The following is a 22,229-nucleotide window of genomic DNA, read 5'->3' as shown; positions in this document are numbered from 1 at the left end:
GTATTTTTGCAAGATGAATTATGATAAAAGAGAAAGAAGGTAAGTAATAGATGAGAAGATAATGGAGGAGATAGAAAATGGAAAAGAGAAGACTTGAAAATTTAGGAATTGAAACATCGTTACTTGGTTTTGGATGTATGCGATTTCCTATGAAGAATGGTAAAATTGATAAAGTAGAAGCTGAAAAGATGATAGATCTTGCCATATCTAAAGGTGTGAATTACATTGATACAGCATATCCTTATCACAATGGAGAAAGTGAACCTTTTGTAGGCAAGGTACTTAGCAAATATCCAAGAGAAAGTTATTATTTAGCAACTAAGCTTCCGGTATGGTTAGTTAATAGTGTAGACGATGCTAAAAGAATTTTTGAAGAGCAACTGCAGCGTTTAAATAAGGAATATATTGATTTTTACTTGCTACATGCCATGAATGGTGAACGATTTGACAAAATGGTAGAGCTTGGCATCATCGCATATTGTGAAGCACTTCAAAAAGAAGGGAAAATTAAGTACTTTGGTTTTTCATTTCATGATGAATATGAGGCATTTGAAAAAATTATTACTTATCGTCCATGGGACTTTTGCCAGATTCAGTTAAATTATGTAGACACACAGGAACAAGCAGGAGAGAAAGGATATGAACTAGCTAAGAAGTTAGGCGTACCAATGGTTATTATGGAGCCACTTAAAGGAGGGAGACTTACACAATTCTCAGAGGATATAACAGCCATTTTTAAAAAGATAGATAATGAGGCAAGTATTGCTTCTTTTGGGATGCGCTGGGTAGCAAGTCATGATAATGTGAAGGTGATTTTAAGTGGTATGTCTACTTGGGAACAAGTGGAAGATAATCTACATACATTTTGTAATTATAAACCGATGAGTAAAGTAGAAATAGAACAGATTGCTGAAGTAGATAAAATGCTTAAGGCAAGAGTGCAAAATGGTTGTACAGGATGTAAATATTGCATGCCATGTCCAGCAGGGGTAGATATTCCGCATAATTTTGCAGTATGGAATAATTATCATATTTATGATAACTATGAAGTTGTGCGCTGGGAGTGGGAAAACAATATAGTCGCTAAGAATAAACAAGCCGATTTATGTATTAAGTGTGGTAAATGTGAAACAAAATGTCCACAAAAGCTTAATATAAGAGAAGATCTTATGCGTGTGACACAGGATTTATCTAGATAAAAAATACCCTCAAGAATAGAGAAGAAGAAATGCTCTAAGTTCTTGAGGATATTTTTTTAGCTAATAAGTTAATGGCATATTAAAGTTAAGCATGAAAAATGTCATGAATAAAGTTTTCGTAGTTTTCTCTTTGTGAATGGGTATTACCTGGATAAATACTTGTAGATAAGAGTGCATTATTAAGGTAAGCTGGATCCAGAGTTTGAAGATTACGGAATTCACCCATATCATACCAGTATCTAAGCGTTTTACCAATTTTTAAAAGTGGCGCATAGTACTTACCGGTGGAAAATCCATCCAATTTGGAACTGCTAGGAGAAGTATTAAAGAAAAATAATGATTTTGCAAGCCATCCCCTATGTGCAGAGCCGTGTGAAGTTGTGCGTGTTAAAACGGAATTGATATAATCTGTAAACTCTGTGAAAGGGCCAGATCTAATTTTTATACCTACAATAGGGTACCAAAGACCTTTGATTTTACCGTTATTGGTACCGGAAGAACTATAAAAACCTAATGTAACCCTTTCCACCCCATAAGAGTAACGAATATTTACATCTATCAAACCAATCATCCTAAAGTGAGTAACAGTATATAGATTTGCAGTAAAGCTGCCTTTATGAATATCTAATATACTACATGAGTTTTGTGCCATATACACCACCTAGATTAAATTTGCTGGGATAGATAAGGCTAGAATCAACTAGCTATAGAAAAGTCATATAGCTAGTTGGAGAGTAGGTCGAGAATTTAAGTTCATTAAGTTCATATTTAATCTCTTCAATAGTTCTAAAGCTACGACCAATACCTAATAATTTTTTTAGAAAATGTTCTTCATTTCGTGTTAGAGACAACTCCCGATACCAAGGAAGTGGAACACGATTATCTCCTGTATAATAAGCAGTGTAATACAAACGAATTAGAAAATCACCTAAAAACCAATAATCTTCTTCACAAGTATATTTGTTGTTATCGATATATCTAGCTAAACCAAAGTCTATAAGTGCTAAATCTTTAGTCTTACGTAAGATGACATTGGGAAGCCGTATATCTCGATGAACGATATGAGAGGCTTGTAAATACTCTATAATTTGAAGGAGCTGACTCGCAATTCTGTAAATCTCAGTTTTAGAGAACTCATAACGGTCTCGCTTTACAATAGTATCAAATGTTTTTCCGCTCATATATTCTAATATATAGCCTTCTGCATCTCGGTTTTTAAAGGTACCCATAAATTTAGGAAAACTAGGAGAGTGAAGACTTGAAAGGATTTCTTGTTCATAAAATAACTTAGATCTTGTAGTGGGGAGCATTTCCTGCTTTAACTGTTTAATAACATATTTTTTTCCTATGCTATCTTCAGCTAAATAAGCTATACCATAGCGACCTTGACCAAGCATTTTTATGATAGTGAATTGTTTAATATGGGTACCAGGTCTATAATACCTATCCATATCAATAACATCTGCTTAATGCAGGATTAGCAGTACCATTTCTTAGATGAGTTATTGTGAGAATGCTTCTTTGAAGAACTATTGCTAGAGCTGCTAGATTTACTGTTAGAAGATGAATTATTAGAACCGTTGCTAGATTTATGATGAGAACAACGAGATCTACTATTGTAAGATGAGTTATTAGAGTTATCAGAGTTACTAGAATTGCTAGTATTATTAGAGTTGTTACGTCTATTAGATTTACAGTGAGAACAACGAGATCTACCATTGTAAGATGAACTATTAGAGTTGTCAGAGTTGCTAGAATTACTAGTGTTATTAGAGTTGTTACATCTGTTAGATTTACAGTGAGAACGGCGAGATTTACGATTGTTAGATGAATTACTAGAGCTATTAGAGCGACTAGAATTTCTGCGAGAGTTACTACTGTTAGAAGAGTTGTCTGAACTATCATTAGAACTATTGCAAGAAGAACAGTTAGAACAGCTTCTGCAAGAAGAGTTACCTAAGCTATCACAAGAAGAACAGTTATAATAGCCACTATAAGATGAACTATTAGAATTGTCATTAGAAGAGTCACTAGAAGAATTACCATAAGATGAATTGCTTGAACTATCAGAGAAATGTTTTCTTGAGTGATGTGAATGATTTTGTGAAGAACGTGATTTTGAATATCCCATAACTACAGCTCCTTAAGAATAATGTTAGCAGGAAATATTGAATATCTCAGCTACACTACATTATATGGCTTGTATCTGAAATTGGTGACATATAGGGACTTTTTTTGACAATAAATTTAGCAAAAAAGGTCGACCAAATTTATTGGTCGACCTTTTTGGGATAGATAGTTAACGAGGCTGAGGCTTAAGTGTTTGAGCAGGAGTTAATATCGTGATAGTCTGAGCGATATTTCTTGTTTGAGGAGGAATGGACTTGGTGGAGAGTGTTTGATAGGTAGCAGTAACCCTAAGGTTAGTATCAAGATCTTCAAAAGTTAGCAGCTCATTAGTTTCACCACTAATAATTTTTGTGGCATCATTGGCAAATACAATGACTTGATTTGCTTCAGATTTAGGTTTGCCATCAGGCTGTATGACTAAACGTTTAGATGCAAAGTCTATGGCTGAGATAGTACCCGTTACTGAAGAAAGTTCAGGTGTAGGTGATGTTTCTGGAGTAGGTTTAGGCAGTGGTTTAGAAGTAGGATTAGGTGTCTGTGTAATGACAGCAGTACTATTATCATATTCAACGGTATAGCCCAATTCTTTTGCGAAGTCTTTAGCAGGTACATAGAGGATATTGTTATAGAAGATAGCTGGTTTATCTTGTAATATTTGCTTATTGTTTAATAGAAAGTTATAGGATTCAGTAAGTTTGACACGGATTGTTTTACCGAAGGAGCCTGCAAAGACAGTAACCCCTATAGTAAGTAGCATAAAGAATAAGGTGGAAAGTAAGTATTTTTTAGATTTCATTCTGGTTCTCCTTTATGTGATTAATAATTAAAGTTAGTATAAGTTGACAAGGAGAGAAATATACATGAATTATTGCATGTTTGAAGAAGCACTAAAAGTTATTTTTTATATATAAATTTTTATATATAAAAGGATAATTAGTAAGGTTTTTGAAATTGTAAAAGATATACATTTGACGAAGCGAGAAAAAAGGAGTACAATAATAAATGTATACAGTTGATACTTATTGATTTCACGTGCAATTAGAGATTATATAGGGTCTATGTAATTTGTAACTGTACGTGAATTTTTTATTTATGATATGGTTACAAAAAATTCACATTAGGAGGTACCGTAAAATGACAGGTACAGTTAAATGGTTTAACGCAGAAAAAGGTTTTGGTTTTATTCAAAGAGAAAGTGGAGATGATGTATTCGTACATTTCTCAGCTATTCAAGGTGATGGATACAAATCACTTGAAGAAGGACAACAAGTAAACTTCGAAATTACAACAGGTGCTCGTGGAGAACAAGCAGCAAACGTTACAAGAGCATAGTTAAGACTAAACAGGCAGGACAGAAGTTCTGCCTGTTTTTTATAAAAAATTCATGGAGGTGATAAGATGTTTAAAGTTGGAGAAGTTGTTTTTTGCCCTAAGAGGGGTATAGGAACTGTAGAAGGAATTGAAACAAGAACAATGCTAAATGAATCAAATGAGTATATGATTGTACACATGAAATCACCAGAGCTAACGATGATGATTCCTGTAGATCGTATTGAGACATCAGGGTTTAGAGCACTTAATAATGTAGAAGCAGTAAAAGAGGTAGAGATGATTTTAAAGAATAAAGAAGTTCAAGTTGATCACTCTATGGATATTAAGAAAAGAATTAAACAAAATCAAGAAAAGCTTTCTTCTGGTTCCTTTTTAGAATGTGGAGAGGTTGTTAGAGACTTAACATGTATGGAAAAGATAAAGGCTTTAAATAATAGTGAGCGAACGATTCTTAGCCAAGCAAAAAGGTTTTTAGTAGATGAATTTGCAAGCATTCAAAGCTTATCTGATGAGCAAGCTGAAGAGACTATCGATAGACTTTTAGAAATATAGTAAAAGAAAAATGAGATATGGTATATTACACTTAGAATAAAGAGACAGAGAGTATAATTTTAAATTATATATACTCTGTCTTTTTTTTTATAGAGTAGGGAAGCTAGATTGTGTATTAAAATTGGAAAAAGTTTGATTAATTAGGTGTTAAGATTTATAATAAAAGCAATCATCAAGGTACAGAGAAACTAGCTAAAAACCTGAAATATACATGTACGTAAATTGTTTTCTTCCAATGATTTCACATTACTTAAAGCTATGAATAACTGAAATTTATAAATGTGAAATCTATACATATATCTAACAGAAAAGAGTTATCTGATCTGAAAGAGGTTATGAACATTGTTTTACGCCTACTGCAAAGAGCTGTGTCAGATGACATGGCTCTTTTTGTATTGGTAGGGAAATGAAGATGCGGATAGACTCAAACTAGATGATACAATCAGAAGACAGAAGGAGAGTAAGATGAATAGAATTGCAGTAATTAGTGCTATTTTAGAAAATCCTAAAGAGTGTCAACTACAGTTTAATGAGGTGGTAGCAAGTTTTAGGGGAAATACAAAAGGAAGAATGGGAATTCCTTTAGATGAAGAAATTTCAGTCATATCTATTGTGGTGACAGGAAGTTTAGATGAGATTAATAGTTTGACGGGGAAATTAGGTAAAATTCAAGGTGTGACGGTGAAAACAGCTATTGCTAAGAAGGAAATAGAATAAGAGAAAGTAGAGATAGATAAAATAGTAGAATCATGAGAGGAGATATATTATGCAGACAGTACCTAATGCAAATCGTAAACATATTGCGTTTTATGGTAAAACTAATTCAGGTAAGTCATCACTGCTTAATCGTTTAACAGGTCAAGAGGTGGCAATTGTATCAGAGCAAGAAGGCACAACGACAGACCCGGTTATAAAGGCCATGGAACTTATACCAGTGGGGCCTGTAGTCTGGATTGATACAGCAGGCGTACAAGATGAAACTGCACTTGGAAAATTAAGATTAAAAAAGACAATGGATATGCTTATGCGTACCGATATAGCTATTTATGTTATGGCAGCTGATGATATAGATATAGAGGCTTTTAATACTTTTAAGCTAAATTTTAAGAAATATGCTATTCCTTTTATCCTAGTTATTAGCCAGGTTGATAAGGTAAATAAAGTAGAACAAATTAAGCTGAAGGAAAAGTTTAAGGATGCAATTTTAACTTCAGTAAAGGCAGACATTGGGATAGAACACCTTAAAGAAATACTTATTAAGAAGATTCAAGAGGAAGAAGAGGAGAGACCTTTAGTAGGCGATTTATTACCTTATGGTGCAAAGGTAATATTAGTTGTTCCAATAGATAGTGAGGCACCTAAGGGGCGCATTATATTACCACAAGTGCAATGCATTAGAGACTGCTTAGATCATGGGATTAAATCTTATGTTGTCAGAGATACAGAACTTGCAGAAGCATTAACGGAGATTAAGGATGTAGATTTGGTCATCACAGATTCACAGGCATTTGCTACAGTAAGTAAGATTGTTCCTGAATCTATTAAGCTTACAGGTTTTTCACTTTTAATGTCTAGGCAAAAAGGTGATTTAGATGTATTTATGAAAGGTATTGAAAAAGTAAAAATATTAAAGCCAGGTGCTAGAGTATTAATATTAGAAGGTTGTACACATAATGTATCTCATGAAGATATTGGCCGTATTAAAATACCAAGGCTCTTAAATAAATATGTAGGTGGTGAGCTCAAGTATACTTTTATAGCAGGTCAAGATTTCCCAGGAAATTTGTCGGACTATGACATAGTCATTCATTGCGGAGGTTGTATGCTTACGAGAAAAACAGTATGCAATCGTATACGCATTTGTGAAGAGGCAGATGTAGCTATTACTAATTATGGCATTTTATTGGCATTTTTGAATGGGATACTTGAGCGAAGTTATGAGGCAATAAATGTGAAGGCTAAGGGCTGAGAAGTGAAAAATCATAAGTTAAAAACGCAGAGTTAAGGAGAGCTAGGGTGTGATTTAGGTTACATCCTAGTTTTTTTAAGTACGGATAAAGTAAAAGATATAAAGCATATTGTGTTACAAAAGATAACATCTTAGGTTAGGCATATTTTAAAAATAATAAAGTCTATTATAATAAAGGTATATTAAAAGTACATAATTTTTTAATATATTCAAAAAAGATTTTAGCTAATATAGTGAAATCTATGTTCGTAAATATTGAAATAGGAGAGAGGAGAATAGTATGAATAAGAGAATGCTTTCAAAATTACTTGTAGCCGTATTAAGCTTAAGTGCAGCTGCCATTAGCCCACTTAGTGCAGCTACAACAGATAGTACAAAATATGAAGCAGAATCAGCTACATTACATAATGTTACATTAGCAGATAATAGTGTATCAGGTTATTCTGGAACAGGTTATGTTGCAGGAATGGATGCATCAGATGCATATATTGAGTTTACAGTAAATGTACCAACAGCAGGACGTTATAACTTAGGAATATGTTTCTGTGCACCTTATGGGTACAAACAAGAAACAGTTACTGTAAATGGTGGTCAATCTTTCAATGCCATTTTTGAGCCTAGTACAGAATTTGCAGAAGTTAATGCAGGTGTTATTAAATTACAAGCAGGTGAAAATAAAATCCGTATTTCAAGATGTTGGGGATGGACCTTGTTTGACTATATTACTGTAAGTCCAGCAAGTGCATTAGAAGTTAATACAAATGTCTCAGATAAACTTATCAATCCTAATGCGACAGCAGAAACACAGAAGTTAATGACCTACCTTACAAGTATTTATGGTAAAAATATTTTATCAGGTCAATTTGCTTATACTACAAAATATACAGAGATTGATGCTATTTATAAAGAAACGGGTAAATACCCAGCTATTATCGGTCTTGACTTTAGTGATTACTCACCAAGCCGTGTAGCACTTGGATGTAATCCAGGACAAGATACAGAAAAGGCTATTGAATACTGGAAAGATGGCGGTATTTCAACATTTTGTTGGCACTGGGCTTCACCAATAGGTGGTGCAACTGATGCTAATAAATGGGGAACATTCTATACAGAGCATACAACATATGATTTAAGTGTTGCTATGAATGATCATACTTCAGAAGAATATACAACACTTATTAGAGATATTGATGCTATAGCTGTACAGCTTAAGAAACTTCAAGATGCAGGTGTACCAATTCTTTGGAGACCACTTCATGAAGCATCAGGCGGCTGGTTCTGGTGGGGTGCAAAAGGTCCAGAACCATATAAAGAACTTTGGAAACTTATGTATGATCGTTTAACCAATTATCATGGTATCAATAACTTGATTTGGGTATGGAATGCTCAAGATGCAGAATGGTATCCTGGTGATGAATATGTAGATATCATTGGTGAAGATATTTACGCAGCTAAACAAGACTATGATTCTCAAGCAAATGGCTTTATAAAAGCTATGGGTTATACAACAAGTACAGATAAGATGATTACATTATCTGAAAATGGTGTATTAATGGATCCAGACATTTTAGTAGGTGACGGTGTGCCATGGCTTTGGAACTGTACTTGGGGTGGTGAATTCGTAGTACCTTGGGTAGGTTCAACAGATTATACTGAAGCCTATACAAGCAAAGAAATGCTTAAGAAATATTATGATCATGAATATGTTCTTACAAGAGATGAACTTCCAGAATATTTATTTGATGCATCTGTTATTGTAGGTGAACAGACGAAAGTAACTGTTACAACACCAGAAGAAGGAACAGTATTTGATTGTAGTGAAAGCTACACACCTATTGAACTTTCAGCAACAGTAGAAAATGCAGAAGATTATACTGTAGAATTCTTTGTAAATGGTGAAAGCGTAGGAACAGGAGAAACTGTAAGCTGGACACCATCTGGTAAAACAACAAATGCAGATGGCATTGAAAATTATAAAGTTGTCGCTAAAGTGACAACAGCAGCAGGCAGAGTAACAACTTCAGACGCCGTAAATATCAAGGTTAAATTACCAGTCAAAGAAGCTATGACAGTAAAACTTACAGATGAAATCACAGATATTATTGATGCGACAGAAGGTGCTACAGTAACACTTGGTGCGGAAGTTGCTCATGCTGAAACAGATTATACTGTAGAATTCTTTGTAGATGGCGTATCTATTGGAAAAGGTGAAAGTGTAGATTGGACAATTAATGATGAAACAACCAATGCAGATGGTCTTAAAACATATGTTGTTAAGGTTGTAGCTACAAGTGCAGATGGAGAAAAAGCTGAGGCACAAAAAGAAGTAACAGTGAAGTTACCAATCAAAGAAAGAGAAGATAGAGATCTTACTATTTCACAAACAAAGGGTAGTGCTTCTACGAATAGTATTGGCATTGGTCTTGAAGTAACCAATAATGGCGAAGCAATGGATTTAGATAAGCTCGAAATGCGCTATTACTTCACAGAAGCAGATGCACCAGAACAAACATTATGGTGTGATCATAGTGCAATTCAATTAAATACAGAACCATGGTATGTAACATTAACAAGTGCAGTAAATAGTGAAGTTGTATCTTTAGGTAATGGTGATTACTATTTATCTATTAAATTTAATGATGCAACATCTATGACACAAGGTGCTAAACTAGTATTCCAAGGACGCCTTACAAAAGCAGATTGGACGAATTATGACCAAACAGATGACTTCTCATATAATAATGGCATCGCAGTATACTACGATGGTGTATTAGCAGCAGGCATGGAGCCCTAAAATGTAATTTAGATTGATTTCCACCTTATTAGAAATATATTTATAAAATCCCTATGGTAGTAGCGAGATGTGCTTATTACCATAGGGATTTTTTTATAAAAAAAGAAAATGAGAAAAAATAATAAATGATATTGACTCTCAAAAAGAATGGAGTTATAATGAGCATACATTAAAGATAAAAACGGAGGAAATTAAAATGATTCAAATCGCATATTGGTCAGGTACTGGCAACACAGAAAACATGGCAACATATATTGCCGAAGGAATTGTAGCAGGAGGCAGCGAAGTACATACATCACATGTATCAAATATAGGTGTAGAAGAAATGTTAGAAGCAAACCTTATTGTATTAGGATGCCCAGCTATGGGTGCAGAGGAGTTAGAGGAAGATGAGATGTTACCATTCGTAGAAGCATTACTTCCTCATATGCAAGGTAAACGCGTTGCTTTATTTGGTTCATATGGCTGGGGAAGTGGTGAGTGGATGGAAAATTGGTCAGAGCAAATGAGAGCTGCAGGTGCAACGATTGTTTGTGAACCATTAATTATCAATGAATTCACAAAAGGACAAGATGAAGAAATTTGTACAGTATACGGTAAGAACTTAGTAAGTTTATAAAGAGTTTGCAGTATAAAATGACAATGAATAAATAATACTATATGAATATAAATAAGGCTGTATCATAAAATCAGTAAATTTATAAAGAAGGTGGAAAGATAGACATGAAGGATAAAAGGCTTATTTTTTATAATAAAATAAAAGGACTAGATGATAAGACATACTTAAAATACTCACTTAAATATCAATTAGCACCAGTTATTATGGGATTTAAGCCTGGCATGACTATTAATCTATCTAGGGAGAAGTATGAGGCAGATTGGCCAATTTATAGCCAATATATCGAAGAAGAATTAGGAATCAAAAGTGCAATTTTGAGAAGTTCATCAAGGTCCATTATTTTATTATTCTATCGTAGGTGCCTCATAGAAGAATTGTTGCAAAATCAAGAAATAAAAGCGTTTCTAGAGCCATTTGGTTACGAAACGAGTAGTGTTGAAAAGGCAATAATATGCTTGCAAAAGCGTTATGAAGTTGAACATTGCCCACATGAATTAGGCATCTTTTTAGGTATTCACATAAAAGATGTAAAGGATTATATGCTTTGTCCAAACAAAGAGTGTTTATTATGTAGCTACTGGAAAGTATACAACAATGTAGAGGACGCAAAAACTACATTCGCTCGTTTTGACTTGGCAAAAGTGAAAATGCTTAATACTCTATTAGAAGAGCTGCAAATAGCAGCTTAAAGTTATTATCTATTAAAATTATATCTAGTACACAAAAGGAGGTGCGCGAAATGCACCTCCTTTTATATTAAGTAAAATTGTGTTTAAGCCATTTGCTTCCTTTAAAACGAAGATAATATAAGAAACCGCGTACACCCCAATCAATATACATGGCAATGAAGATACCTGCTACACCGATTTTAAAGGTGATACCTAACACATAGCCAAGCCCTACACGAAATGCCCACATGCCAAACATAGAGGTCATCATTGTATAAGTTCCATCTCCAGCTCCCTTAAGACCCGCAGGAAGTACGAAAGAAAATGCCCAAAGTGGAATTGCAAGTGCATTAAGTTTTAGAATTTGTGTAGTATAAGCTAAGGCTTCAGGATTATTAGTAAAGAGTGAAACCAGTACACGTAGAAATGGTAATGTTAGTAAGGCTAAGGCAACAAGACAAACAAGGGCAAGGCGGGTCATATAAAGTAAATCTTGTTTAGCTTCATCCGTATTGCCACGCCCGATGCTCTGACCTACTACTGTAGTAGCTGCAGTTGAGAGTGAGTTACCAGGAATATTAAGCATATTGGTAATGGAGTTGGCAATAGAATTTGAAAGCATAGATACAGTCCCCATTTGTCCGATGAAGGTTTGCGTCAAAAGTTTACCAGCGTGAAAAACAAGCGATTCCACACTAGCAGGTATACCTACATAAAATATTTGTTTAAGCAGGGGCAAGTTAGGCTTAAAGTAAAAGTAATTTTCAATATGTAAATCTTGCTTCCCTTTAGCTAAAACGAATAATACATATATTGCACCTACAAGTCGTGCTAAAGTGATCCCTAAGGCAGCACCTAAAATTCCTAATTTGGCAATATATAGGAAATAATAAGTAAATGAAATATTACAAATATTCATTAGAATATTTACAGAAGCGGAGGTAGAAGTATTGCCTGCACCACGTAAAATGCCATTTCCAATAAGAATTGAGGCGAGTAGAGGGAAGCTTAAACCTACGATGCTTAAATATGAAATGCCATAGTTTAATATAATGGGTTCCACATCACCATAAAGTTTAGATAAAAAAGGCGTTTTGAAGATGAATAATATAACAGTAACAAGTAGTGAGATGCTAAGTCCAGAGAAGAGTGCTTGCTTAGCCCCTTCATTTGCCTTAGATAAGTCACCACGTCCTACGTGTTGTGCCACAACAACAGTTCCACCAATGGCTAAAGCTGAGAAGAAAGCGATGAGTAAGTTGCTAATAGAATCAATCATCGAGATTGCCGCCACTACGTTAGCCCCTTCATCTCCCTTCAGTCTAGAAGCCATCATTGTGTTTATAAGTCCCATGGAATTAATCAGGATTTGTTCTATAAGAATAGGAATAACAAGTCTAAGGATATCTTTTCGAATACCAATCTTTTTAAATAATATAGGTCGCTCTAACATAAAAAACCTCCATTACATTATCAAAATAATTTGAGCTATTACATATAGTCACTTTCTTTATTATGAAGAAATAAAAGGAAAAATCAATTAGATAGAGTAGGTTAGAAGAAGTTAGTTAAAGATTTGTTGAAATGTAGTAAAAATATGTAGAAAACAAGTTTATCTTAATGATTAAGATAACGTTAAGGTTAATTAGATATATTAAGTGCAAGAAAAGACAAAGCACCGAAAGCGTGCCAAGAAGAGGAGTTAGCGATGTTATTTTCAAGCACATTTTTTCTTTTTATATTTTTACCAACATTATTAGTGCTGTACTTTGCAGTAATAAAGAAATTTAGTTCTGCAGAAAGTACAAAGCATAGAAATATTTTATTATTAATAGCAAGCTTAATTTTTTATGCTTGGGGAGAACCGATATTTGTACTTGTGATGATGTTATGCATAGGTGCAAATTATGGATTTGGCCTTTTAGCCGATCAATATAGGAATGAAAAAGATAAGATGAGATGGGTATTTACAGGAATGCTTGTATTTAATCTTGGAATTTTAGGCATTTTTAAGTATGCAGGTTTCATTGTAAGCAATTTAAATGGACTATTAGGATTAAGTTTAGATGTACCAAGTATTACGTTGCCGATAGGGATTTCATTCTTTACATTCCAGGGTATTTCTTATGTAGTAGATGTGTATAGGGGGCATGGAAAGGTACTTAAAAACCCTTTAGATGTAGGACTTTATATTTCGTTTTTCCCTCAACTTATAGCGGGGCCGATTGTACGTTATGAGACAGTGGCAAAGGAAATTGAACATAGAACTGAAAATGAAAAAGATTTTGTAGAAGGAATTGCTAGATTTATTATAGGAATGGCAAAGAAGGTTATTCTAGCCAATCAGTTTGCTTTAATTGCAGATAAGGCATATAGCTTACCGGTAGATTCCTTATCAATAGGATTTGCTTGGATGGGGGCTATAGCTTATATGCTTCAGATTTTCTTTGATTTTGCAGGATATTCAGATATGGCTATTGGACTTGGAAAGATGTTTGGATTCCATTTTACAGAGAACTTTAATGCCCCATATAGTGCGAAATCTGTTTCGGATTTCTGGCGTAGATGGCATATTTCATTAGGTTCTTGGTTTAGGGATTATGTGTATATCCCATTAGGAGGAAGCCGTACAACGAAACTTAAGATGTTTAGAAATATATTTGTTGTTTGGCTGCTAACAGGTATTTGGCATGGTGCCAATTGGACATTTATTGTGTGGGGCGTATACTTTGGTGTGATTTTAGTAATTGAGAAGTTTACAAGCCTAGGTAAATTTATGGAAAAAAGCAAGGTGATTGGCCATATTTATACTTTGATTTTAGTACTTATTAGCTGGGTAATCTTTAAAGCAGATAGCTTGTCTGGTGCCATTAACTATATGAAGGCTATGATTGGTATGGGTAGTGATATCATGATGGGAAGTTTAGCAGATCTATATTTAAAGGATAATTTCATTCTTTATATAGTAGGAATGGTTGCATGCATGCCTCTTATCAAATGGTACAAAAAACTTTACGAGGCAGCAAATAGTAAAGTAAGTGTAGCCTTACAAGGCGTAAATATAGCAGTATTAGGATGTATGTTTTTAGTGGCAATTTCATATTTAGTGAAAGGCACTTATAATCCATTTATTTATTTCAATTTCTAAGGAGAAGAGATTATGAAGAAGCTTAATATGAATAGGTTAGGAATTGGCCTGTTTTGTACATTGTTAATAGGTGGAGGGAGCCTCACGCTTTGTACAGGGGCAAAAGAAATTGCAAAGGCTACAGTATCAGGAGCTAAAGCTGGTTATACAGGGGGAGGTATAAGCGGGCTTTTAACAGGAACTATTAGCGGTATTGAGAATGGGGTTGCAAGCAATTTGTTTGCTAAGAATCAGTTTATTAACCTATATGGTTTAACAGCAAGTACCTTTGGAAATACTTTTATTAGAGATGCGGATACGGCATATAATATTGTGAAGGACAACAATGGCGACTTGCAGTTCATTGCCAATGAACGTGATGATAGCAAGGCAGCAGAAGCGATTGTGAGTTTAAATGAAACTTTGGGTGCGAAAGATATTCCGCTTTTATATGTACAAGCGCCTCTTAAATATACGGAGGGCTTTACTGAGTTCCCAGCAGCTATTACGGATTACTCAAATAGTAACACAGATAAATTCAAGGGTCTGTTAGAAGCAGGCGGCGTTGATGTGCTGGATTTAAGAGATGCTGTAGAAGAAGATCATTTGGATAAAAGTTCACTTTTTTATAATACGGATCATCATTGGCGTACAGAGACAGCTTTTTGGGCAGTTGGTAAAACTGTAGAGACTTTAAAAGAAGGGTATGGCATAGATTTAGACCCAGAAGGAACATATACGAGTATGAGTTCATATCGTCAGCGTTTCTTTGAACAAAGCTTTTTAGGTTCACAAGGTAGACGTGTTGGAAAATATTTTGGGGGTATAGACGACTTTACCCTTATTACACCAAACTTTGAGACTAATTACACGGTAACGATTAATAAAAGCGATGGGAGCCGTGTGAGAGAGGGAAGCTTTGAAGAAGCAATCATTGATAAAAGTTTATTAGAAGAAAAGGATGTCTTCACAAACCGCTATGCGTCATACTTTGGTGCCGATTATCCAGAGGTTGTGATTCAAAATCACAGTGCAGATAATGATTATAAGGTACTTGTAGTAAAAGACTCATATGCATTACCTTATACAGCCTTCTTATCTACAATGGTGGGAGAAGTATGTATGCTAGACTTAAGATATTACTCAGATATGTCGATTGAACAATATGTAGAAACACATGATATAGATGCAGTATTATATGTATATAAGTCTATTAACACAGTAAAGTAGGAGGCATAAACGTGATAAAAGTATTACTTGTAGAAGATAACAAAGAAATTAATGAAAATGTAAGGTTGTATCTCGAAGATGAATTCGAGGTGCAGCCTGTTTTTAGTGGTGAAGATGCCATTTTATATTTAGATGCATATACTTATGATTTAGTCATTTTAGACTTGATGTTACCAGGTCTTGATGGAATGAGTGTTCTAGGACATATTAAGAAGAAAGCGATTAATGTAGGGGTACTGATGCTAACAGCTAAAGAAGATTTAGGGGATAAATTAAGAGCTTTTGACTTAGGGGCACAAGATTACTTAACCAAGCCTTTCTTTATGGAAGAACTTAAAGCGCGTATGAAAATTATTTTAAAAAGTATGGGTAAGATGGTAGGGGATAATACTTTAGTTTTTAAAGATTTGCACATGGATATCAGTAAGAAAGCTGTGACTATAGAAGGAGAAAAGGTAGATTTAAATGAGCGATTATATAACTTATTAGAGTACTTTATGCTTAACCAAGGCATTTTACTTTTTAAGGAACAGATTTTTGAACGTATCTGTGGATATGATAGTGATGCTTCTACGGAAATTGTGGAAGTTTATATGAGTCATTTACGAAAAAAATTAAGTCCGTATGGTTATGGTAAATATTTTGTAACCAAAAGGGGCATGGGTTATATCTTAGAAGAGGGTACGAAAAACTAATGAAGAAAAGAGATATATTTAAAAGGACGAAGAAAAATATTATTGTAGCTAGCGTGAGTATAGTCATGGTGGCACTCTTGATTTTTGCCTTAATTACAGCGCAGCTTTATAAAGGCCGAGTTTTTAAGAATGTCGACCAACAGATTCAGACGCAGCGTAATCGTGTGATTCATGATCCGGGTATTATTAAATATAAAGGGGAACAAATGGCAGAGGTGGTTATGCCAGCACCGCTTACAACGAATCTTATAAGCTTCGTATGGTTAGATGGTAAATTAGTTGATCAAAGTCCTCATGAATATCAGGGCGAAGACATATATCCTAATTTTCAAAAAGCGCCTAAAGATCAGATTTTTACCTTAGAAGATGGCGGATATACTTATCGTGCGGTACAGTTTAATAAGCAAGGATTACTGGTACAGCTATTGATGAATGTAGATCAAGAGATTGCATCTGTAACGGCATTAGAGAGGACATTAGGTGTTAGCTTCTTAATATTAATAGTTATTGCAATAATACTGTCATCTTATTTATCAGTAGTCGTATTAAAGCCGCTAAAAGTTGTATATAATAAGCAGCTTGCCTTTGTTCAAGATGCTTCTCATGAAATGCGTACACCGCTAGCCATTATCAAAGGACGATTAGAGCTTTTAGTGAGAAATAGAGGAGATAAACTAGAAGCTCACTATGAGGAACTTTCTATTATAATGAAAGAAATCAGAGGACTTGAGAAATTAAATAGTGATTTATTACTTATGTCTAAAGAAGATATGGGGATGAAATTAGAACTTGCTAGCTTTAGTGTCAATGAATTTATAACAGAAATTGGTGAGTTTTATATAGACTTTGCGGAGATGCAGGAAAAGGAATTAAAGGTGAGGTTGTTAGATGAAGACATACAAGTAAGTTGGGATAAGAGTAAGGTTAAACGGTGTATTGTCATTTTGTTAGAAAATGCCTTGAAATATACAGAGTGTGGTGATCAAATTACAATAACTGCCACTAAGAAAGATAAGAACATTAAATTGGAAATTGAGGATACTGGAATTGGTATTAAAAAGGAAGAACAAGGTCGCATTTTTGATAGATTCTTTAGAAGCAGCGAAGTAAGAGCAAGTGGCAAAGAAGGTAGCGGTATAGGTCTTAGTTTACTAAAATCTATAGCTTATGGACTAGGAATTAAGGTATCACTTGTTTCTACTTATGGAGAAGGGACTACTTTTACATTAGTTATTCCAATCAATATACAAGAATAAAGAGAGATAGATAGGTAGCATTTTACTAAGAAGAGATAAGAGAAATAGATACAAGAAGCTGTTGTAAAACTAGTAGGCTAGTTTTACAACAGCTTCTTGTACTTTGCTATCTATAGAATATTTTAATAAAGTTAAGTGATATACTTGCTAGAAAAAGAGCCATATATTAGGAGACTGCCATTTGTGTTTATTGTGTTTATAAGGTAAGGACACAGAGAAGGTTGTTGGACCTTCTAAGGAACTTGTTACATGAATTGTACCATTGTGCTGTGTAACAATGGTTTTAGCAATAGCTAGTCCAAGGCCGTAGCCACCTGTTTCTCTGGCGCGGGATTTATCTACGCGGTAAAACCTTTCAAAGATTCTCTCATGATGTTCTTCTGGAATGCCAGGACCCGTATTAGTAACCGAAAGTAAAATTTTATTCTTATTGCTATCTAATGAAACATTAAAATCGATAGTACCATTTTGATTAGTGTGCTTAATAGCATTATCAAGTAGAATGACACCTAATTGTTTAATTCTACCTTCATCACCGTAATAGTTAATATCTGGGGCAATATTCATATTAAAGGTTTTATTAGACTCAAAGACGACACATTCAAAGGGTAAACAAATATCCATGAGCGCATCACTAAGATTAAAATTCATTTTGTGCTTTAGAATTTCCTCATCATCCATCTTTGCTAGATAAAGGAGGTCATTTACCAGTTTGGTCATGCGTTCTGTTTCGGTTTTGATATAATTGAGCCATTTGGCTTGTTCTTTAATTTGATCTGTAGGATTTGCCATTACTACATCAGCATTAGTGGCAATGACAGTGAGCGGTGTTTTGAGTTCATGAGAAGCATCAGCCACGAATTGCTTTTGCTTTGCCCAAGCCTTTTCCATAGGTTTGATTGCCCATTTAGATAAAATGACACTGATAACTAAAAAGCCTAGAAGACTTAGAAAGCCAATAAATACACATACCCAGAAGAGCCTTGTCAAAGTAGCAATCTCGTTACTACGGTCAGTAAAAACGATGACTTGTCGATGCGGTTCATTTTTTATGAAAAAGCGTACTTCCGACCCGTTAATCTTAATAATACCCTCAGAAGTATTTTGTGCTTTTGCTAAGTTTATAAAGTCTAATACTGCATCTGATTCATCATCAATATTAAAATCAGAAGAAAAGTAACGTAGTAAAACTTCGCCGGTTTCGTTGATAATGACTATAAAACTATTAGCATATAAAGAGGGATTAGGACTGAATATAAAGTCTGGTGTATCTTTAGGCATATTTTGTGGATGATTTTTTATAAACATTGGCGGAATGTTCCTAGAAGGAAAGCCTTCTGTATTTGCAACGTTTTTCATAAAATCAGAAGCTTGTATACGTTCTCCTTGTGCCATGAATAAATAAATACCTGTTAAGATAGCGATTAAAATAATGGTTACAAAAGTCATAGTAATCATTATAAATCTAGTACGAAGTTTTTTTAGCATTCTATGCCTCCCCTTCTAAGTGATACCCTACCCCACGTACAGTTTGTATTGTTACATTGGAATGAATATGTAGAAGTTTTTTGCGTAAAAAGGAAATATAAACTTCTACATGATTATATTCAGCATCTGAATCATAGCCCCATACTTTTTCTAAAAGTTCTTCTTTGCTGATGACATGCTGACCATGGCGGATGAAGAATTCAAGGATTCTAAATTCCTTAAGGCCTAAGCGAATAGATTTACCTTCACAACTTAATTCGTAAGTAGATAAATTGAGATTTAAATCTGCAAAATGTAAGGTATCATCACAAATAATTTCACCCAGGCGTCTTGTAAGCGCGCGAATACGGGCAAGAAGTTCATCTGTAACGAAAGGTTTGGTGAGATAATCATCGGCGCCATGGTCAAGGCCTGTTACCTTGTCAGCTACTTCATCTTTAGCTGTAAGTAAAATAACTGGAGTTTGAATTTTAGCAGCACGAAGTTTACTCAAGACTTCTAAACCATTCATTTTAGGCAACATAATATCTAAGATAATAACATCATAAATACCTGTCAAAGCATTGTCCAGGCCGGTTTCACCGTCATATACACTTTCTGCATCATATTTGTTTTTATTTAAAATTTGTACAAGGGCTTCAGCAAGTCTAATTTCATCTTCTACAACTAATATTTTCATAGGACATGTCTCCTTTTAAGTCAATTCATACTACTTAGTTTAAGCAATATTATATAGAAGTTATTTTACGATAACAATCTTAAAACAATCTTAAATTCCTTATTTCTTCTTTATTTAATATAGATTAAGAAAAGGTTAAAGATATTTTAAAGCTTTAAGATTAATTTAAGGTTACTATTGTACACTGTATTTATAGATTTCACATTGATAAGGTTTAGTTACTAATTATGCTATAGTTACGTGAAATCATTAGGAGAAACCAATTTATAAGATGTATAATTCAAAGTTATAGCCGGTTTTTCTAGAATAAAGCACAGGAGGTGAGTTTAAATGAAGTTTAGACATGAGCTGAAGCATTGTATCAATATGTCTGATTACTATATGATTACAAGTAAGCTAAAACATATTGCAAGATTAGATACAAATGCTGGTGGAGACGGAGAATACAGAATTAGAAGTATTTATTTTGATAACTACTGTGACAAAATACTTAATGAGAAAGTAATGGGGCTTAATAATCGTGATAAATTCCGTATTCGTTATTACAATGATGAAATTGGTTTTATTAAGTTAGAAAAGAAATCGAAGATTAATGGACTTTGTCTAAAAGTGAGTGCATCTATTTCAGCTGAGGAATGTGAAAAGATTTTAGCAGGTGATATAGAATTTTTAAAGGAGTCTTCTAAAGAACTTTTCAATGAGCTTTACGTAAAGATGAAAGATCAATTATTAAAACCAAAGACTATTGTGGATTATACGAGAGAGGCTTACATATATGAGCCAGGTAATGTACGTATCACTTTTGATAAAAAGATTAGAACAGGCATCAGGGCTACAGACTTTTTAAATCAAGATGTAGTTACAACGGGGATTATTGCAAATGAGCTGATGGTACTCGAAGTAAAATTTGATGAGTTTTTACCAGAAGTGATACAAGATTGTATTCAAACGAATACGAGACGTAGCCAGTCGGTTTCTAAATATGCATTATGCAGAATGTATGGATAAACAATATAAAAATATTCAAGTGGAGGAATAGAGATGAATCAGACAATTAATTTTAGTGATGTATTTAAAAGTGGCTTTTTAAGCAACTTAACAGCAATTTCAATAACAGATATGGTAGTAGCATTAGGCCTTGCATTTTGCCTTGGCTTATTCATTATGGCAGTTCATAAGAAAACATTTAAGGGTGTGATGTATTCACAAACTTTCGGTGTATCCCTTATGGCACTTACACTTATTACAACTTTAATCATTTTAGCAATCACATCAAATGTAGTATTATCACTTGGTATGGTTGGTGCGTTATCAATCGTTCGTTTTAGAAGTGCAGTTAAAGAACCAATTGATATTGCCTTTTTATTCTGGTCAATTAGTGTAGGTATTATTCTTGGTGCGGGACTTATTACACTTGCAATAATCGGTTCATTATTCATCGGACTTATTATGATCTTATTTGTAAATCACAAAAGCGTGGATAATCCTTATATTTTAGTTGTAAGCTGTGAAAATGAAATTGCAGAAGGTGACGTATTAGAAAAAGTAACAAAATCAGTTAAAAAACATGTTATTAAATCAAAAACTGTTTCACCTAAAACAGGTATTGAAATGACAATAGAAGTAAGACTTAAAGATATGACAACAGGATTCATTAATGAAATTAGTCGTATTCAAGGTGTACAAAATGCCGTACTCGTAAGTTACAATGGAGAATACATGAGTTAATTAAATGCCAAGGAGAAAAGAGGGTGATGGTTTTTGCTTAAAGAAAAATATATACCTCATCTAGCTGCTTTTGCCATGTTGTTTATGGTGGTATTAGTAGTTATAGGCACAGTGTTTAATTTGACCTCTGGGGATGAAAAACAAGATGTAACAACGATTCAGCAACCAGAATATATGAGTAAAATCTTTGATCAAAATCAGATATTACAGATTAATATTCAAATAGATGAGAGTAACTGGGAAGAACTCAAAGAAAATGCAGCAGCTGAAGAGTACTACCCAGCAGATATTACAATTAACGGTGAAACATATCGTAATATAGGGATTAGGGCAAAAGGGAATTCATCATTAACTATGGTAGCTAATGATGATACTACTGATAGATATAGTTTTAAAATCAAGGTAGATGAATACCAAGATCAAAATATATATGGTCTTCAAAAATTCGTACTTAACAATATGATTGGTGATGCAACTTATATGAAAGAATATATCTCATACGATATGTGCAAAGAAATGGGGATTGCAACACCAGGATATGCTTTTGCAAATATTACACTTAATGGAGAGCCATGGGGTGTATATTTAGCAGTGGAAAGTTTAGAAGAAAGTTTCATCGAACGTAACTTTGGTGATTTAGATGGGAACCTATACAAAGTAGAAAGTATGGGAGGCATGGGCGGCGGCAATAAAGCTGGTGGAAACCCACCACAAATGCCAGAAGGTACACAAGGCGGAAATAACACAGATATGCCACAAATGC

Annotated in this window: 21 protein-coding genes; 15 read left to right on the top strand and 6 right to left on the bottom strand. The window is 34.1% G+C overall.

The genetic code is table 11. From position 1 onward, the window contains the following. Positions 1–77: 77 nt before the first annotated feature. The gene (locus AC1VAQ_RS15245; protein ID WP_479904117.1) at positions 78–1,199 is read left to right on the top strand and encodes an aldo/keto reductase; all 1,122 of its coding nucleotides are present in this window, start codon (positions 78–80) and stop codon (positions 1,197–1,199) included. Positions 1,200–1,284: 85 nt separating this feature from the next. Here AC1VAQ_RS15245 and AC1VAQ_RS15240 read toward each other — a convergent pair whose 3' ends face one another. The 3 genes from AC1VAQ_RS15240 to AC1VAQ_RS15230 all read right to left on the bottom strand — a co-directional run bounded on the left by AC1VAQ_RS15240 (position 1,285) and on the right by AC1VAQ_RS15230 (position 4,086). Beyond that, positions 1,285–1,851 (bottom strand): hypothetical protein, encoded by a 567-nt coding sequence (locus AC1VAQ_RS15240; protein WP_302600289.1) that lies wholly within the window; start codon positions 1,849–1,851, stop codon positions 1,285–1,287. Between the two features lie 52 nt (positions 1,852–1,903). Then, the gene (locus AC1VAQ_RS15235; RefSeq protein ID WP_302600288.1) at positions 1,904–2,650 is read right to left on the bottom strand and encodes a serine/threonine protein kinase; all 747 of its coding nucleotides are present in this window, start codon (positions 2,648–2,650) and stop codon (positions 1,904–1,906) included. A gap of 848 nt (positions 2,651–3,498) precedes the next feature. Further along, a complete protein-coding gene (locus AC1VAQ_RS15230) occupies positions 3,499–4,086 on the bottom strand; it encodes a stalk domain-containing protein (protein ID WP_479904116.1) in 588 nt (195 codons plus the stop codon). Positions 4,087–4,463: 377 nt separating this feature from the next. Here AC1VAQ_RS15230 and AC1VAQ_RS15225 point away from each other — a divergent pair, with 377 nt between their 5' ends. The 7 genes from AC1VAQ_RS15225 (at position 4,464) to AC1VAQ_RS15195 (ending at position 11,284) form a co-directional block, all read left to right on the top strand. Next, positions 4,464–4,661, top strand: a complete 198-nt coding sequence (locus tag AC1VAQ_RS15225; RefSeq protein ID WP_302600285.1) for a cold shock domain-containing protein — start codon at positions 4,464–4,466, stop codon at positions 4,659–4,661. A 66-nt stretch (positions 4,662–4,727) separates the two neighbouring features. Beyond that, positions 4,728–5,213 (top strand): CarD family transcriptional regulator, encoded by a 486-nt coding sequence (locus AC1VAQ_RS15220; protein ID WP_302599651.1) that lies wholly within the window; start codon positions 4,728–4,730, stop codon positions 5,211–5,213. 465 nt (positions 5,214–5,678) lie between these two features. Continuing rightward, complete coding sequence (locus AC1VAQ_RS15215; protein WP_302599652.1) at positions 5,679–5,930, top strand: TM1266 family iron-only hydrogenase system putative regulator; 252 nt, start codon at positions 5,679–5,681, stop codon at positions 5,928–5,930. A 49-nt stretch (positions 5,931–5,979) separates the two neighbouring features. Next, on the top strand, positions 5,980–7,182 hold the full coding sequence (gene hydF, locus AC1VAQ_RS15210; RefSeq protein ID WP_302599653.1) for a [FeFe] hydrogenase H-cluster maturation GTPase HydF: 1,203 nt from the start codon (positions 5,980–5,982) through the stop codon (positions 7,180–7,182). A gap of 280 nt (positions 7,183–7,462) precedes the next feature. Then, positions 7,463–9,976: a glycosyl hydrolase gene (locus tag AC1VAQ_RS15205; protein WP_303243927.1), complete on the top strand. Its 2,514-nt coding sequence runs from the start codon at positions 7,463–7,465 to the stop codon at positions 9,974–9,976. A gap of 196 nt (positions 9,977–10,172) precedes the next feature. Beyond that, positions 10,173–10,595: a flavodoxin gene (locus tag AC1VAQ_RS15200; RefSeq protein WP_302599656.1), complete on the top strand. Its 423-nt coding sequence runs from the start codon at positions 10,173–10,175 to the stop codon at positions 10,593–10,595. A gap of 104 nt (positions 10,596–10,699) precedes the next feature. Then, positions 10,700–11,284, top strand: a complete 585-nt coding sequence (locus AC1VAQ_RS15195; protein ID WP_302599657.1) for a DUF3793 family protein — start codon at positions 10,700–10,702, stop codon at positions 11,282–11,284. A 67-nt stretch (positions 11,285–11,351) separates the two neighbouring features. On the opposite strand, the gene AC1VAQ_RS15190 is transcribed toward AC1VAQ_RS15195, so the two are convergent. Then, entirely contained in the window at positions 11,352–12,716 is a 1,365-nt protein-coding gene (locus AC1VAQ_RS15190; protein WP_479904115.1) for an MATE family efflux transporter, read from the bottom strand. A gap of 255 nt (positions 12,717–12,971) precedes the next feature. On the opposite strand from AC1VAQ_RS15190, the gene AC1VAQ_RS15185 reads away from it, so the two are divergent. Genes AC1VAQ_RS15185 through AC1VAQ_RS15170 form a run of 4 tightly spaced genes read left to right on the top strand, consistent with a single transcriptional unit; the run spans position 12,972 to position 17,571 of the window. Further along, a complete protein-coding gene (locus AC1VAQ_RS15185; RefSeq protein WP_479904114.1) occupies positions 12,972–14,411 on the top strand; it encodes an MBOAT family O-acyltransferase in 1,440 nt (479 codons plus the stop codon). 12 nt (positions 14,412–14,423) lie between these two features. Further along, positions 14,424–15,620, top strand: coding sequence for an alginate O-acetyltransferase AlgX-related protein (locus AC1VAQ_RS15180; protein WP_479904113.1), 1,197 nt, complete (start codon positions 14,424–14,426; stop codon positions 15,618–15,620). An 11-nt stretch (positions 15,621–15,631) separates the two neighbouring features. Further along, on the top strand, positions 15,632–16,315 hold the full coding sequence (locus AC1VAQ_RS15175; protein WP_302599661.1) for a response regulator transcription factor: 684 nt from the start codon (positions 15,632–15,634) through the stop codon (positions 16,313–16,315). Further along, positions 16,315–17,571 carry a sensor histidine kinase gene (locus AC1VAQ_RS15170; protein ID WP_302599662.1) on the top strand — a complete coding sequence of 419 codons (1,257 nt, stop codon included), beginning with the start codon at positions 16,315–16,317 and terminating at the stop codon, positions 17,569–17,571. Before AC1VAQ_RS15175 ends, AC1VAQ_RS15170 begins: the two co-directional genes overlap by 1 nt. Before the next feature lie 147 nt (positions 17,572–17,718). Here the strand turns inward: AC1VAQ_RS15170 and AC1VAQ_RS15165 are convergent, their stop codons facing one another. Then, entirely contained in the window at positions 17,719–19,059 is a 1,341-nt protein-coding gene (locus AC1VAQ_RS15165; protein ID WP_303243930.1) for a sensor histidine kinase, read from the bottom strand. Between the two features lies 1 nt (position 19,060). Beyond that, the gene (locus AC1VAQ_RS15160) at positions 19,061–19,738 is read right to left on the bottom strand and encodes a response regulator transcription factor (protein WP_302599664.1); all 678 of its coding nucleotides are present in this window, start codon (positions 19,736–19,738) and stop codon (positions 19,061–19,063) included. A gap of 330 nt (positions 19,739–20,068) precedes the next feature. On the opposite strand from AC1VAQ_RS15160, the gene AC1VAQ_RS15155 reads away from it, so the two are divergent. From AC1VAQ_RS15155 to AC1VAQ_RS15145, 3 genes are all read left to right on the top strand, one after another. Then, a complete protein-coding gene (locus AC1VAQ_RS15155; RefSeq protein WP_303243931.1) occupies positions 20,069–20,746 on the top strand; it encodes a polyphosphate polymerase domain-containing protein in 678 nt (225 codons plus the stop codon). Between the two features lie 33 nt (positions 20,747–20,779). Continuing rightward, positions 20,780–21,466 (top strand): DUF4956 domain-containing protein, encoded by a 687-nt coding sequence (locus AC1VAQ_RS15150; protein WP_479904112.1) that lies wholly within the window; start codon positions 20,780–20,782, stop codon positions 21,464–21,466. A gap of 33 nt (positions 21,467–21,499) precedes the next feature. Then, positions 21,500–22,229, top strand: a 730-nt coding sequence (locus tag AC1VAQ_RS15145; protein ID WP_479904111.1) for a CotH kinase family protein, incomplete at its 3' end; no start/stop codon positions are given.

The sequence above is a fragment of the Cellulosilyticum sp. genome, from assembly GCF_982396655.1.
This window is presented reverse-complemented; position numbering and strand designations above follow the sequence as displayed.